Raw genomic sequence first — 14028 nt, 5'->3', positions numbered from 1 at the left:
CAACGTGGGCTCATTGGTAATAGATGCCGTCGAAGGCGCCGCTCTGTGCCGTTCATTATTGTCGACGAACACGATCGTGTCTTGCCGATTCGTTGCATTGATTTGTAAAATCCTCGCATGGCAGCAGCAAATCCCGATATCGACCGTTGGCGAACCGACGCATTCGACAGCATCGCCAACCCGATGGCCTGTTTGGAGCTGTTCGACTTTTTGCCGCAGGTCTACATGTACGTCAAAGCGGCTGACGGGCGATATCTACGGGCAAACCGCGTGGTCTGCCGCGTTGTCGGCGTGGAAGATGAATCGTCGATCATTGGCAAAACCGATTTCGACTTCTTTCCTCCGGCGACAGCGACCCAGTACGTCGAAGAAGATCGTCGCGTGGTCGCCTCAGGCGAGACGTTGACGGACCAAATCTGGTTGGTCCCAGACAGCCGGGGCGTCCCTCAAATCTATTCCTGCAACAAGATCCCGCTGCTCAACGAAGCCGGCGATGTCGTTGCATTGGCCGGTGTGAAGCGGCCTTACCATGACTCGGAGGCCCCAGAAAGCGGTCATTTGCGGCTGCTCAACGTGGTTCAATTTGTGACGCAAAACTATGGCGAGCAGATTGCGGTCGCGGACTTGGCACGGGAAGCCAACCTGTCGCCAAGCCAGCTCCACCGCGAATTCATTCGGTTGTTTGGGATCACGCCGAACCATTACATCCGCGAGGTCCGTGTCGGCGTCGCCCGACACTTGCTCGAGTCGACCCAAGAAGCAATCGGCAACATCGCTGCCTCCACCGGGTTTTACGATCAGAGCCATCTGACCCGGCAATTCAAAGCGTCGACCGGGATCACTCCGACAGAGTACCGTCGCACCTACAGCCCGCTCGGCTGAACGCTGACGATTCCGCCCAGCCTGCCAAACCCTCCCAAATTGAGACGTTGGCGAGCAAGAAATGCGACACTTTTGACAACAGTCATTGCAGGCGGAATCGATTCGACCTGAAACCGACCTCCCGAGAGCAACGCGGGATGGTTCATTTGCTTTCAAATTGGTCGGTCAAAGGTCGTCTCGGCCCCCAACGGCGACGCAATCTGGGCAATTCCGCGGATTCGCGTGATTTCGAAAGTTGGCACCTCGCATTGGCACACAACCTGCAATTCCGGTCATCCACCGCAACAAGATTCCCCCACCAGACTTTTCGTTGGATCCACCATGGCCACTGTCGATTTGCACTCCTCGGTCAACCGCTACCCACAATCGTCCCTCCGTTGGAGGATGCCGACGAGCGGGTCGGTGCCCCGCATTCGAGTGACTGCGTGGTGGACAATGTTGGCCTGCAGCGTCATCGCTTTGGGAACAAGCAGCTACCTGGCGTACTCTTCGTTCACGTCATCGCCGGTCGCCGGATGCTCCGGTGGCAGCGTGTTTGATTGCGGGCATGTGCTGCACAGTCGTTGGTCCAAAGTTGCGACCGTCCCCGTCAGTGTCCCAGCGATTCTGACTCACATATCCGTCATCGCGTTGCTTCTGTTTCGTCCGATCAGCTTGACATGGCGACGCGTTCGCTCGGGTGCCTTGGGCGTTGCAGCCCTGACCGCGGGTGGTGCGGCATTGTGGTTCCTTGGACTTCAAGTATTTGCCTTGGGGCACCTTTGTCCCTACTGCATGGTCGCTCACATCGCCGGTTTGGTGCTGGCGGGCACGTATCTGTACAGCCGTCCGATTCACGCTCCATCGCTTCGCTACATCGGTACCGCCGCCGCAGCGGGCTTGGCAGTGCTGATCACTTTGCAAGTCGCCACGGAACCACCAGAGACCTTTGAAGTAATCGAACACAGCGCAGAACCGGCGACCTTCAGCGCCCCGGGCGCAGGAGAAAGTTCCGAGACATTCGCTGCCCCTGGCGTTTTCGAAGCACCGTCGGGCGACGCGTCAGCAAAAGGCGAAGCGATCGATGGCCTGTTCGCTCCACCGGAGTCGGTCAGCATCAACAACGAAGCAACTCGAGTGATCAACCAAATCACCAGTTTCGATCCTGCTCGTTTCGCGATGGCAATCGTGAACCCAGCGGCGTTGTTGTCAGCTGAGGTGGATGCTGCGACGGACGCTCCCAAGACCGCGGAAATCTTGGGCGGTGTTCGACTGACGACGAAGGATTGGCCTCTTGTTGGAAAGCCTGACGCAGAGATGGTGTTTGTCGAAATGTTCGATTACACCTGCCCGCATTGCCAACGAACTCACGAATCACTCAAGGCCGCCGAAGAGCACTTCGGTGACCGATTGGCCGTCATCATGTTGCCCGTCCCTCTAGATGGACAATGCAATCCTGAGATCAAGAGCACTCACGCGTCACATCGCGAAGCTTGCGATTTGGCGAAGTTGGCCGTCGCCGTTTGGATGGTTGACCGAGAGAAGTTTGCTGACTTCCATTCGTATATGTTTGAGTCCAAGCCAAACTATTCGCAGGCGTTGTCTCACGCGTCAAAAATGGTTGACGAAACAAAGCTGAAATCGACGCTGAGCGGCCCGACTCCGACCGAGTACATTCAAAAGCACGTTCAGCTTTACCAGCGTGCGGGTGCTGGAACGATTCCTAAGTTGCTGTTCCCAAAGACAACCACCGTCGGTGCGGTCGAGTCTTCTCAATCGATGATCCGGTTGATCGAACAACACCTGTAGAAGTCTGGGACAGGCTTCCAGCCGTTGAAGGAACCGAAATTACCCGGTGCAAACGCGTGTTGGGAAGCTTATGCGACTTTTCAAACCGCGGCGTCGATTCGCAGGGCGACTTCCGCGACGCAACGTGGGAAGTCTGATGCCACCTCGGATCGCAGCTCGATCTCGATAAGGTTCTGTCCCTCGAGCGGCGTCGCGACTGGCAACAGGATTGCTTCGCGGCCTTCTTCTTCTTCGAGATCCAGGCTGTCGCTCGAGCCGATCTCTTGATCATTCAATCGCACCACGAAACGCTGATCCGGTGCCGGCGCCATCTCGATTGATAGCCGATCCTTCGCTTCCAATCCGGTCGGGCAATTGAAATGCCGACGATAGATGGCATGATACTCCGACCGTGTTGCCTGGCCGGGCACATCGCCGCCAGTCGGAATCTCGGATGCACCCGACGCGTCCGGAACGTCGACGCGTTCTGCTCGATGCACCGACAAGCCATCGCAAAAAGTTTCGCGGGTCCAGGGGCGTCGCAATCGAATGCGGTGAGTCATTGAGAACCGGTTCCAAAGAGAATTGAATTGCAAGCCAACGATCGCCCTCGCACGTTTCACCTGACGGTCGCTTACGACGGCACCGAATATTGTGGCTGGCAAGTCCAACCTGAACAGCGGTCGATCCAGTCCGAATTGGAACGCGTCATCCGACCGTTGGCCGGTCGTCCGGTGCGTGTGCTGGGCAGTGGTCGTACCGACGCGGGAGTTCATGCGATTGGCCAAGTCGCTCGTTGTGTCTTGCCGGTTTGGAAGGCCGACACGGTCGCACTTCAACGAGCAATCAATAGCAAGCTGCCCAACGACATTCGTGTCAAAGCCGTCCGAGAGACTCGCGAGCGATTTCATCCGATCGCCGATGCCACGGGGAAGCAGTATCAGTATTTGGTTCAAGTGGGTGGCAGTCGCGATCCATTTGCCAATCGATTCGTCAATCGAGTTGGTGGTCCGATCGATCACTCGGCGATGCAATCAGCGGCGGCCAAATTTGTCGGACGTCATGACTTCAAAGCGTTTCAAGGAACCGGCGCCGAACGACCGTCCACTGTCCGAACCATTCACTCGGCTCGCTGGATCCCTCGCGTCGCCACCGGACCAACCGGAGCGGAACTGGAGGGCGAGCACTGGTGCTTTGAAATCGATGGAGAAGGTTTCCTTTACAACATGGTCCGCAATCTCATCGGCACGATGTTGGAGGTTGGTCGCGGGAAAAGGCCGCTCGAATGGATCGATGATGTTTTGGCCAGCGGCGACCGGAAACTGGCCGGCCCGACCGCGCCACCGCAGGGGTTGTTCCTTTGCCGGGTCGACTACCCCGACGAAGTGTTTCAGTTGGAAGAACCCGACGTGGCCGAATGACCGGCGCCCAATCGAAACAATGTTCATCAAAACTTCATCGTCATTGGCGATAAACCGCGGGATTTACGGTCGAAACGAGAGAGAGTGTTCCTTCGCAAAACCGGGTGTCGATTGGTAAACTGACACGACCGGTTCACCTCTCATTGATGCGATGTCTTTATGTCTGCCGAGAGCCCTCCCGCCTCTGCGCCCATCCTAGATGAAGAGTCCCGTGCACTCGTGCGGCGATCCATCGCTGCCGGTGTGGTGACATTGGACGAGATCAAAACGGTCGTCGCTTCTTTGATGACCGACGACACCCGGTTCACCCCGCAACGTTTGTCCGATGGGATGCAGAACGCAGGTTTGTTGACGCGGTGGCAGGCCAGCAAGCTGCTCGCGGGAAAGAGCAAAGGCTTCTTTCTGGGGGCCTACAAACTGCTTCGTCCGCTCGGCAAAGGCGGCATGGGGATGGTTTACCTGGGTGAACACAACGTCATGAAGCGTCAGATGGCGCTCAAGATTTTGAACTCGAATGCCAGCCGCGATGAACGCCGGATCCAGCGTTTTCAAGAAGAGGCTCGAGCGTCGGCACAACTAGATCATCCAAACATCGTTCGCGCCTACGACTTCAATCAGTCCAACGGCAAACTCTATATCGTGATGGAGTACATCGACGGGATTGACCTGCATCAGGTCGTCGCTCGCGATGGTGTGATGTCCATCGCCGCGGCAATCGATGCGATGTATCAAGCCACCGGCGGATTGGCTCACGCTCACGAACGCGGAATCATTCACCGCGACATCAAACCGTCCAACCTGATGTTGCGGTCCGACGGTGTGGTGAAGGTCAGCGACATGGGACTGGCTCGCATCGGATGGTCGGAAGGATCGGGCGATACCAGTAAACGTCGGTTGACGGGAACAGCCGACTTCGTCGCACCGGAACAGGCTCTCAACAGTCACAGCGTCGATGCGAGAGCGGACATCTATTCGCTCGGATGCACGTTGTTCTTTTTGCTGACTGGTCGTCCGCCATATAAAGGCGACACCGTCGCACAACGGTTGGCCAAACATCAAACCGCCCCCATCCCCGACGTTCGCAAACTGCGGCCCGATTGCCCCGCACCGCTGGCCAGTCTGCTGACTCGCATGATGGCGAAGAAGCCTGCGGATCGTCCGCCGTCCGCAGTGGACTTGATCGGCCAATTCGATCGCATCCGCCGCTCAGCCGGACTGAAACAGAAAAATCATCAGCCGCTCGCCGCGATCGCATCGAACTCGGACACGACCGATGAAAGTCAACTTTATCAAGCGACGATGGACGACCAGTCGGTCTTCAACGGATCGGATGCCGACGAAACTTTGCAGGATGCGGGCGAGTTTGATTTCAGCACCCTGCCCGACATCGGCGTCGCGACCACACCGAGTGCCTTCCCTACATCAACGGCTGGACTGGCGACCCCACCGCCGCCTCGTGCGGGCTCGGCATCAAACAAACAGTCATCGTCCGGATCCAATCAAAGCCAAACGCTGATGCTGGGCATGGGACTGGCGATCGCCGTCATCGCCCTGATGACAGTGCTCGGGATGGCGGCTTACACGATCGCGAAACCTGATAATCCGCCGGCACCGAAGATCAAAGCCACCGAGAGCGGCAAAGAGATCGTCATCATCAACGGTGGCTGAAACCCCGGCAAAATTGAATCGTTTTTGTTATGATCACAACCGCAGTAGCGGGGCGGCCCAAGAGTGGTCGGACCGGATCCTTCCCTCCGATGCACAACCGACAGAATCCGGTGACCGATAGCTCCGCACAACTGATCTTGGCAACCGGCAGCCGGGCCGGCATGGTCGCGGAAATTCGGTCTGGGTATTACATGATCGGTCGCGATCGCGTTTGCCAGATCCGTCCGAAGAGCCGTTCGGTGAGTCGAAAACACTGCCTGCTGCACTGGGAAACGCCGGATGATTCCGAGCCGCGGTTCCGAGTTTTCGATCTCGACAGTTCTGCAGGAACGCGAGTCAACGGGACCCGCATTCCGACTCGGACCTGGATCGAACTGGTCGATGGTGCCGAACTGAGATGCGGCAAAATCGCTTTCGGGCTGGCGATCGAGTCCGCTGAAGAAGCGGCTCGTAAACAAGCTCCCGCCATCGATCCACGCGAAGACACGGTGGTGAACGAACGCGGATTTGACACTGCGTCGGGCTTTGAGGACAGCGATGCCGCCGGGCAACCCAGCCAATCCAATTCGCCTCGGGCGGCGGTCGCCGAGTCCCCCACGGTGTCGTTACTTCAAGGCGAAGCGTGGCAGGAAGTCGACATCGCGTCGTTTTTGGAAGCCGAAGACACGGTCGCTCGCGAAGCACGCTACGACGATATTCGCGCCAAAACCTCCAATCCTGATTCGTCGCAATCGGATTCAGAAATCTTCGATCAGGACGAAGAATTTATCGACGACGATGCGGCGGAATCGCCCGATCAAACGCCATCAGACAGAGGCGCCGCCACAAACAAACGCGGCTCGGGATCGCCCCCCTCTGCAAAAGTAAAAGGTGCAGCCAAAACGAGCGTTCTCAACCGAGTCGACTGGGACAAGGTAAAAATCTACGCCGCCTTCGCGATGACGATCGCTGTTTTCGTCTTCGGCGGCTACCAAGTGATGCAGTTTTGGCAGGGTCCGGAAGTCCGAATCGTAGACGGAATCGACTGACGAGGCCTGAAGCGGATGCACTGATCGCAACTATACTGCTCCGCAACATGCCATCTGACCGAACCTCTACCGACTCATCTGCACCAGGTGACTCCAGCATTCTGGGCGATCGGTCTGATTCTTCGGACGAACGTGTTGCAACTGTTGGCACTGATGGAACCAGCGAGTGCCCGCCCAATTGTGGCGAACCAACCGGAGCCGATTGCTCCGCGTCCCAAGCAAGCGCGGACGCTGGATTGGCCGTCGCTGGCGAGGCCGTTCCCGGTCCGGCAAACGCCTATCAGTCGTCATCCGCGGAAGAAGCTGGCGCCTCCGCTGCCCCGAGCAAGTTTGCCAAGGCGTTTTCGTTTGCTCAAACAGTCGGATTCGCATTTGGGATTGTGGCGTTGCAGATGGGCCAAGGCATTTTGCTGGCCCGATTGCTCGGACCGGTCGGCCGAGGCGAATACGCAACAACCGTTTTGTACGTGCAAATGCTGCTCTACATCGGCTTGTTCGGCGGCGTGGAAGTCATCTGCCGTTACGCCGCCGACCGAACGGTTGAGACGATCAAACTTCGACGAGCGGCGATGTGGTTGGGCCTGACCACCGGAGTCGTCACGACCGGATTGGTTGTGCTCTGCAATGTGATCGCGTTACCCGACGAAAAAGCCTATCTGATGTCGCTGGGTTGCCTCTGTGCGTTCAGCGTCATCGGCCAGCACGTGATGCTGATCATGACCGCGGTCGATCGCGGGGCGGGTGACTTTTCGAAGTACAACGTGCGTCGTTTCGTTTCAGCCGCGGCGTTTCCCGCTTTGTTGCTGGTCGCTGCCCTTGTGACTGACGTGACGCTGAATTTGGCGTGCGTGTTGTTCGTCATCGCATCGGCAATATCCATGGCCGCATGTGTATTCGGACTTCCCAAACTGGCCACGGGAGAAAGTGAACCGCCGGTCAAGCGTCTGTTGAAAGAGAGCCGACCATACGGCGTTTCCATGTTGGCGACGGACCTTTTCGAGCGATTGGATTTGCTGCTCGTGATGTGGTTGGTTCCCTTGTTGACGCAAGGGTTTTACGCCGCGATGGTTCCGGTCGTCTATCCGCTGACGGTGATTCCCAACACGCTTGGCATTTACCTGTTCAACACCGCAGCGGATCGCAGCAAGCGACTGCGGACATCAGATGTGCACCGAATCCTCGGTGGTTCGATCGCGATTCAAACCGTTTCCACCATCGTCTTCATCATCTTAATCGGGCCGTTGGTGAAGCTCGTTTACGGCGAAGAGTTCGCCCCCGCCATTGTGTTCGCCTGGTGGCTCGCTCCGGTGTCCGCGATCAAAGGCATCCTGCAAGGGCTGGACAGCTACGTCAAAGGCCGAGGCAAACCACTCGCACCGATCCGATGCCGAATCGTTGCTTCCGTCGTCATGCTGGGACTGACCGCCGCGTTCGTCGGGTCCTACGGCGCAATCGCAATCGCCGTGGCGGCTTTGGTCGGACAAGTCATCTGCCTCGTGTGGCTGTCTGCGATCGTCTACGCCGACGTTCGCGAACAGAACGCGGTGGCCGAATAGTTCAACGCAGGATGCACAAATCGAGTTCCGCCTCGATTGAATGATTCCTTGCTTTGGAAGGCGTGACAATAAATGACGATGTTAGCGGTGCGGCGCAAGCCGCCCGGCGAGGAACCAGAAGGCTCGCGTCCTTTCGCTACATCACTTGTTGTTCACCTGTTTCTTAGGCCGACGCTGATCCAACCATTCCATCTTGGGAACGCGCTCGGGTGATTCCGTTGCCCATTCAGGTTCGGGGAACCAACGCAAACCGCTGTATCGCGGGTAGGTTTCCCAAATGTCACCGCCATCCGGACCTGACACTCGCGGATCGTTGGTCTTGGTCAAGTAATCGTTCAGACGCTTGCTCAAGCCGGCTTTGACATCCGCGAAATCTGGCTTCGACGCCAGATCGTTCAAACAGGCGGGGTCCGATTGGATGTCATAAAGCTCTTCGGAAGGTCGCTTAGCAACGGCCCACTGCAAGTACTTGGCGAGCTCCGCATCGTCATGGTTCTCGACCAAAAAAGACAACGAAGGCGAACCATCGATGTCGTGATACCCTTCGTGCATCGGGCCCAACTCTTTGGCCAAGATGATGTTGTTTTTCGGATAGCTCCCCGCACCGAATTTCTGAGGTGCGCCAGCCGGCCAACGTTCCGGACGAAAGTTTCGGATGTAAAGGTATTGGTCGGTTCGGATGCAGCGTTGTGGATACCCGAGCGATTCGTACCGCACCGACGAGTGCCTTTCGCGGCCCGAGAAAATAGCATCGCGAGTCGCATCTACGATTCCGTCTTTGTCAGACCGAAGCAGACCCACCAGACTTCGACCGCTCAACGGAGTCTTCTCAGGCGGTTGAACCTCGGTCGCGTCATAGATGGTCGCCGTCACATCGATCAAATTCACCAGATCATCGACCACGCGTCCGCCCTTCGCACCGTTCGGCCAACTGATTGCCAACGGCATGTGGATGCCATACTCGTAAACGTTTGCCTTGGCCCGCGGAAACGCCATGCCGTTGTCGCTGGTGACGATCACGATCGTGTTGTCGAGCTCTCCGGCCTTCTCTAGCGAATCGATCATCCGCCCCAAATGCTGATCGAACCACTGGATCTCAAAACAGTAGTCCAAGATGTCGCTGCGAATTTCGGGTGTGTCGGGCAAGAACTCAGGCACAACCACCTCGGACGGATCCATTCCATTCTTCAGCCCAATGCCTTTCTCAAACGAACGGTGAGGTTCATGACAACCAAACCAAAAGCTGAAAGGCTGGTCTTCTGGTCGGCCTTCCAAAAACTCGTCAAAGTTGGCGGCGTAGTCGTTGCCGCTGATTCCGCCAGGCGATTTCGACTTCTTGGTGGCAAACGATGGCCCCGCAGGATTCCGAGAGCGATCGCTGATCTTCCAATTCCCCGGCCCCCAACCTTTGCCGGTGTACCCAACGAAGTAGCCCGCTTTCTCCAGCCGGTCCTGATAGACCTCGTACTTGGTCGCAAACGAACTGGCATGCGTGCCGGCGTGTTCAATCTCCCAGATATTGCGTCCAGTCAAGAACGCGGCTCGCATCGGGCTGCATCCTGGCGAGGGCGTGAACGCGTTGTTGAACAGGACTCCCGTCCGCGCAACACGATCAAACGCTGGCGTATGGATCGCTTGGTATCCGTACGCCGATGTGTGCGGAAACGACTGGTCGTCCGAAATCGCCACCAACACGTTGGAACGATCAGCCGCGAAAAGGTTCACGCACGAAAGCGTGAGGGCAAACAACAAAGCGAGATGAATCCGGACCAAGTGAACATTCCTTCCGCGAGGTGAATTGACTGCGAAGGAAAGATATTAGCTGAGCCGGTGAGGCTTTGCTTGCTACGGCTGAAGTTGAACTTGCCGCAAATCCGATCCAGTCGGCACGCCAGCCAACATCGCTTGCAACTTCATCGCCGCAGGCATTTCGCCCGCAACCTCTTCGCCAGGAGGACTGCCCCAGAACCAACGTTCACCATCCTCATTCGCGATTTCGAGCTGAACGATTGGGTTTTGACGCAAATCTCCATGCACCCCGATGCTCTTCAAACCCAACTCGGTGCGATGAGGTGCCAGCAATCTCGCCAACAACGCCGCGCAATGAACTCGCGTGTCGCCGAAAGGCGATCCAAGTCCGCCGGTGTGATAAGCACCGGGAACGATGATGTGCAGGTAGTGATCGGTTTCGGATGGTGCAAAGTCGCTCGGCAACAAGGTGCCTTCGCCGTCGACCACCAAGAAACCAGGTCCGGTTTTGGGATCGTCAACGTAGACCATTGCGACGGGCAATCGATAATTCAGACGCACATCGAGTCGGCCGTTTGCCTTTTTTCGCACACCGACAACACGCTGCACCCATGGATGACTCGCAAACGCAGAAGCCACTTTCGCGGAAACCTGTTTGTCGAGCAGCGACATGTCCTTCATCGCTGTTTCGGTGTAGACGACATCGACGATGTCCGTCCGAACGTATTCCGGTGGCGACGTCACGGAGATCTTTTGTGGATCAATCCCGTGATAGTTCACCGCAACATAATTGGCTCCCCAAGTTTGCCAGGCGGCGTAGCCGACGACCAGCAAGATGGCAGGCCAAAGAATCGACAAGACCGCCGGTGCGGCAATCATCCCGCGGACCCATCCAACCATCGTTGACGGTTCTTCCACTTCCAGTCCGCGCTTCCGCCGGATCAATCGTGGTCGTTTTTCGGATGGGGGCGACTCGGTCATCCGAGTACGGTTACCAAATTTGCAGATTCAACTGCAAGTCGATCCCGGTTTGCATCAAGACTTGTTCACGAACCCGGCCGATCAGTTTCACGCATTGATCGCTGGTCGCGTTTTCGTGGGCGATCAAGTAATGCGGTGCCGCCGAATCAAGCGACACATCGCCTTCGCGAATTCCCGCCAGTCCGGTGCTGTTGATCAACTCGCACGCCGAAATGGAATCCGGATCGATGAACGGCATCGCGATGCGATTGGATTCCGATGGACGACGCTGGCCTCGGTGGATCCACAATTTCTGCATGCGTTTAGTGAGGGCCGAAACGTCCTTGGGTTCCAAGTTGAACGTTACCGACAGAACCACGGTTCCCATCAATGTCGATTGACGGTGAGCGAACCCGGCCTCTTCACCCGTGAGCGTTTTGCGTTTGCCTTCTTCGTCGATGATCTCGATCGACTCGACGACCGATCCGATGTCGCGACCTTCCGCTGAGACGTTTCCGACGACGGCCGCACCGATGCTGCCAGGGATACCGACCAAGTGCTCCAGCCCGCCCAAGCCTTCGCCGACTGTTTTGATCACCGCGTGAGTCAGCTTGGCTCCCGCACCGGCGATCAATTTTTGGCCTTGGATTTCCAGCCCACTGGTTGCGGGAGCGGACAATTTGATGACCAACCCGTCGAAACCGGCTTCACGAACCAGCACGTTGCTGCCTTGCCCGAGGACACGCAGGGCCAGCTGTTTTTCGCGAGCGGCGGTGTAGAGCTTTTCGATCTGATCGATTTCGACCGGTTCGGCTAGGAAGCGTGCGGGGCCGCCAATGCCCAACCACAACGTTTCACGCAGCGGTTGGTTTTCACGAACCACGTGCAGCAGGTCTTCGGGGAAAAATTCGGTGAGCGATTCAGAGGGAGCAGAGGACACGTCGTTCATTTGCCGGTGCGAGTTTCGAAAGCCACCACCTCCAGGCGGCGGGACGCTGGACGCCAGTTTCGCAGTCCGAAGCAAAATTGGCAATCTGGATTCGATTGGACGACCGGCGAACATGAAATCTAGTGGATCACCCAGCCTGCGACGCCAGGGATTCCGCGAACTCTCGGGTCGGTCGGTCTTCGAAGCCCGGCGAAGACCGTTAATTCGGCCAGAGTCGTCGACTTGGAGGTCGTTCAGTTTATCGAGGACGCGTTTCAGCGGGGTTCAGCATTTGAGAACCTCTCCCGAAACGAAGTTTTGGGGGAGGCCGAGCGACGCCGTTCAAGCGTGCGTGAGGGAGGGGGCCGAGAATGGGAAGCGGCACGGATTGCTCTCCCCCAAAAAATTCGCTGAACGCTCGTTTTCCGACCCCTCCCGCTGCGCGGGCGAGGTTCTCAAGGCGTTACTGGCACAGTACTTAAAAGCTGCACGACCGCTTTGCTGCCGGGGCTGCATTTCGCCTCTCCAACAGGGTCGAGAACACCACCCTGCGCCGCTGGCAGCGTTTTGGTCGCCCTAAACGGATCCCGAAAGTCCATTCCCGCACCACTGCGAAGCTGAAACCGGTTTCACCCCCTTGTCGCGTTTCCGCCAACTTCTGATATTGGTGAATTCCATTGACTTGCCCTTTTCACCTCGCAGCCACACACGGAATCCGTTTGATGACCGCTTTCCCCGATGTTCCCGTCATTCAGTACGAAGGCCCTCAGTCCGACAACCCGCTCGCCTTCCGCTGGTACAACCCTGACGAAGTCATCGAAGGCAAAACGATGAAGGACCACATGCGGTTCAGCATCGTCTACTGGCACACTTTCCGCGGAACGGGGGCCGACCCATTCGGTCCCGGAACAGCGGTTCGTCCTTGGGATGACGGATCGGAAAGTGTCGAAAACGCTCAAAAGCGTGCCGTCGTCGCGTTTGAATTGTTCACCAAACTGCAGGCCCCGTACTACGCTTGGCACGATCGCGATGTGGCACCCGAAGGAGCCAACTTGCGAGAAACCCACGCGAATTTGGATGCGGTTGCTGATGTGCTGGAAGAACAGCAAAAAGCGACCGGCGTGAAATTGCTGTGGGGCACGGCCAACATGTTCAGCAACCCACGCTTCATGCACGGGGCCGCAACCAGCTGCAACGCGGACGTGTTCGCCTACGCGGGTGCTCAAGTCAAAAAGGCTTTGGAAGTTACCAAGCGACTCGGCGGTGAAAACTATGTGTTCTGGGGTGGCCGCGAAGGCTACCAGAACCTCTACAACACCGACATGAAACGAGAACTGGATCACTTGGCCAAGTTCTTCCACATGGCAGTCGACTACGCCAAGTCGATCGGTTTCGACGGCCAGTTCTTGATCGAGCCCAAACCGAAAGAGCCCACCAAGCACCAGTACGACAGCGACGCGGCCGCATGCATGAACTTCTTGCGAGCCTACGATTTGGATTCGCACTTCAAGCTCAACATCGAAACCAACCACGCGACGCTGGCGGGTCACACGATGATGCACGAGCTCGACTACGCGGGCATGCAAGGCGGCCTGGGCAGCATCGATGCCAACACGGGTGACTTGTTGTTGGGTTGGGACACCGACCAATTCCCAACCGATTACTACCTGACCACCCAAACCATGCTGATGATCATGAAGCACGGCGGCATCGGCACCGGTGGCGTGAACTTCGATGCCAAGGTGCGTCGTGAATCGTTCGAGCCCATCGATTTGTTCCACGCTCACATCGGCGGAATGGACGCGTTCGCGAAAGGTTTGAAGATCGCAGCGGCGATTCGTGCCAGCGGCGAATTGGCTGACTTTGTGAAGAACCGCTACTCGACTTGGGATTCCGGAATCGGTGCCAAGATCGAAGCCGGCGAAGTTGGCTTCGCGGAACTGGAAGCCTACATGCTGGAAAAAGGCGAGGTCGACGCAAACCAAAGCGGTCGCCAAGAGTACCTCGAGCACATGATCAACAAGTACATCGATCGCGTTTGATCGACCGAGGCAAATCAACTCCCGAGT

At 57.2% G+C, this 14028-nt stretch carries 11 protein-coding genes; 7 read left to right on the top strand and 4 right to left on the bottom strand.

The genetic code is table 11. The annotated features are described in order from the left end of the window. Nucleotides 1–117: 117 nt before the first annotated feature. Both RE6C_RS08900 and RE6C_RS08895 read left to right on the top strand, forming a co-directional pair. Nucleotides 118–882: an AraC family transcriptional regulator gene (locus RE6C_RS08900; RefSeq protein ID WP_008655783.1), complete on the top strand. Its 765-nt coding sequence runs from the start codon at nt 118–120 to the stop codon at nt 880–882. Between the two features lie 435 nt (nt 883–1317). Further along, a complete protein-coding gene (locus RE6C_RS08895; RefSeq protein ID WP_008655780.1) occupies nt 1318–2670 on the top strand; it encodes a vitamin K epoxide reductase family protein in 1353 nt (450 codons plus the stop codon). A gap of 80 nt (nt 2671–2750) precedes the next feature. Here the strand turns inward: RE6C_RS08895 and RE6C_RS08890 are convergent, their stop codons facing one another. Then, nucleotides 2751–3212 carry a hypothetical protein gene (locus tag RE6C_RS08890; protein WP_008655777.1) on the bottom strand — a complete coding sequence of 154 codons (462 nt, stop codon included), beginning with the start codon at nt 3210–3212 and terminating at the stop codon, nt 2751–2753. 27 nt (nt 3213–3239) lie between these two features. Here RE6C_RS08890 and truA point away from each other — a divergent pair, with 27 nt between their 5' ends. The 4 genes from truA to RE6C_RS08865 all read left to right on the top strand — a co-directional run bounded on the left by truA (nt 3240) and on the right by RE6C_RS08865 (nt 8322). Beyond that, nucleotides 3240–4070, top strand: a complete 831-nt coding sequence (gene truA, locus RE6C_RS08885) for a tRNA pseudouridine(38-40) synthase TruA (RefSeq protein WP_008655775.1) — start codon at nt 3240–3242, stop codon at nt 4068–4070. A gap of 219 nt (nt 4071–4289) precedes the next feature. Further along, nucleotides 4290–5738 carry a serine/threonine protein kinase gene (locus RE6C_RS08875; RefSeq protein WP_008655774.1) on the top strand — a complete coding sequence of 483 codons (1449 nt, stop codon included), beginning with the start codon at nt 4290–4292 and terminating at the stop codon, nt 5736–5738. Nucleotides 5739–5827: 89 nt separating this feature from the next. Further along, nucleotides 5828–6766 (top strand): FHA domain-containing protein, encoded by a 939-nt coding sequence (locus RE6C_RS08870; RefSeq protein ID WP_008655772.1) that lies wholly within the window; start codon nt 5828–5830, stop codon nt 6764–6766. A 47-nt stretch (nt 6767–6813) separates the two neighbouring features. Beyond that, nucleotides 6814–8322 (top strand): lipopolysaccharide biosynthesis protein, encoded by a 1509-nt coding sequence (locus tag RE6C_RS08865; protein ID WP_008655770.1) that lies wholly within the window; start codon nt 6814–6816, stop codon nt 8320–8322. A gap of 141 nt (nt 8323–8463) precedes the next feature. Here the strand turns inward: RE6C_RS08865 and RE6C_RS08860 are convergent, their stop codons facing one another. From RE6C_RS08860 to RE6C_RS08850, 3 genes are all read right to left on the bottom strand, one after another. After that, complete coding sequence (locus tag RE6C_RS08860) at nt 8464–10095, bottom strand: sulfatase family protein (RefSeq protein ID WP_008655767.1); 1632 nt, start codon at nt 10093–10095, stop codon at nt 8464–8466. A gap of 72 nt (nt 10096–10167) precedes the next feature. Further along, entirely contained in the window at nt 10168–11052 is an 885-nt protein-coding gene (locus tag RE6C_RS08855; RefSeq protein ID WP_008655765.1) for a cell division protein FtsQ/DivIB, read from the bottom strand. 10 nt (nt 11053–11062) lie between these two features. Then, nucleotides 11063–12094 carry a UDP-N-acetylmuramate dehydrogenase gene (locus tag RE6C_RS08850; RefSeq protein WP_008655764.1) on the bottom strand — a complete coding sequence of 344 codons (1032 nt, stop codon included), beginning with the start codon at nt 12092–12094 and terminating at the stop codon, nt 11063–11065. A 587-nt stretch (nt 12095–12681) separates the two neighbouring features. Here RE6C_RS08850 and xylA point away from each other — a divergent pair. Beyond that, nucleotides 12682–14001, top strand: a complete 1320-nt coding sequence (gene xylA, locus RE6C_RS08845) for a xylose isomerase (RefSeq protein ID WP_008655763.1) — start codon at nt 12682–12684, stop codon at nt 13999–14001. Nucleotides 14002–14028 lie beyond the last annotated feature (27 nt).

Source organism: Rhodopirellula europaea 6C (assembly GCF_000338295.1).
Classification (GTDB): Bacteria; Planctomycetota; Planctomycetia; order Pirellulales; family Pirellulaceae; genus Rhodopirellula; species Rhodopirellula europaea.
Note: the sequence above shows the minus strand (reverse complement) of the source record. Positions and strands in the feature narration are given on the sequence as shown.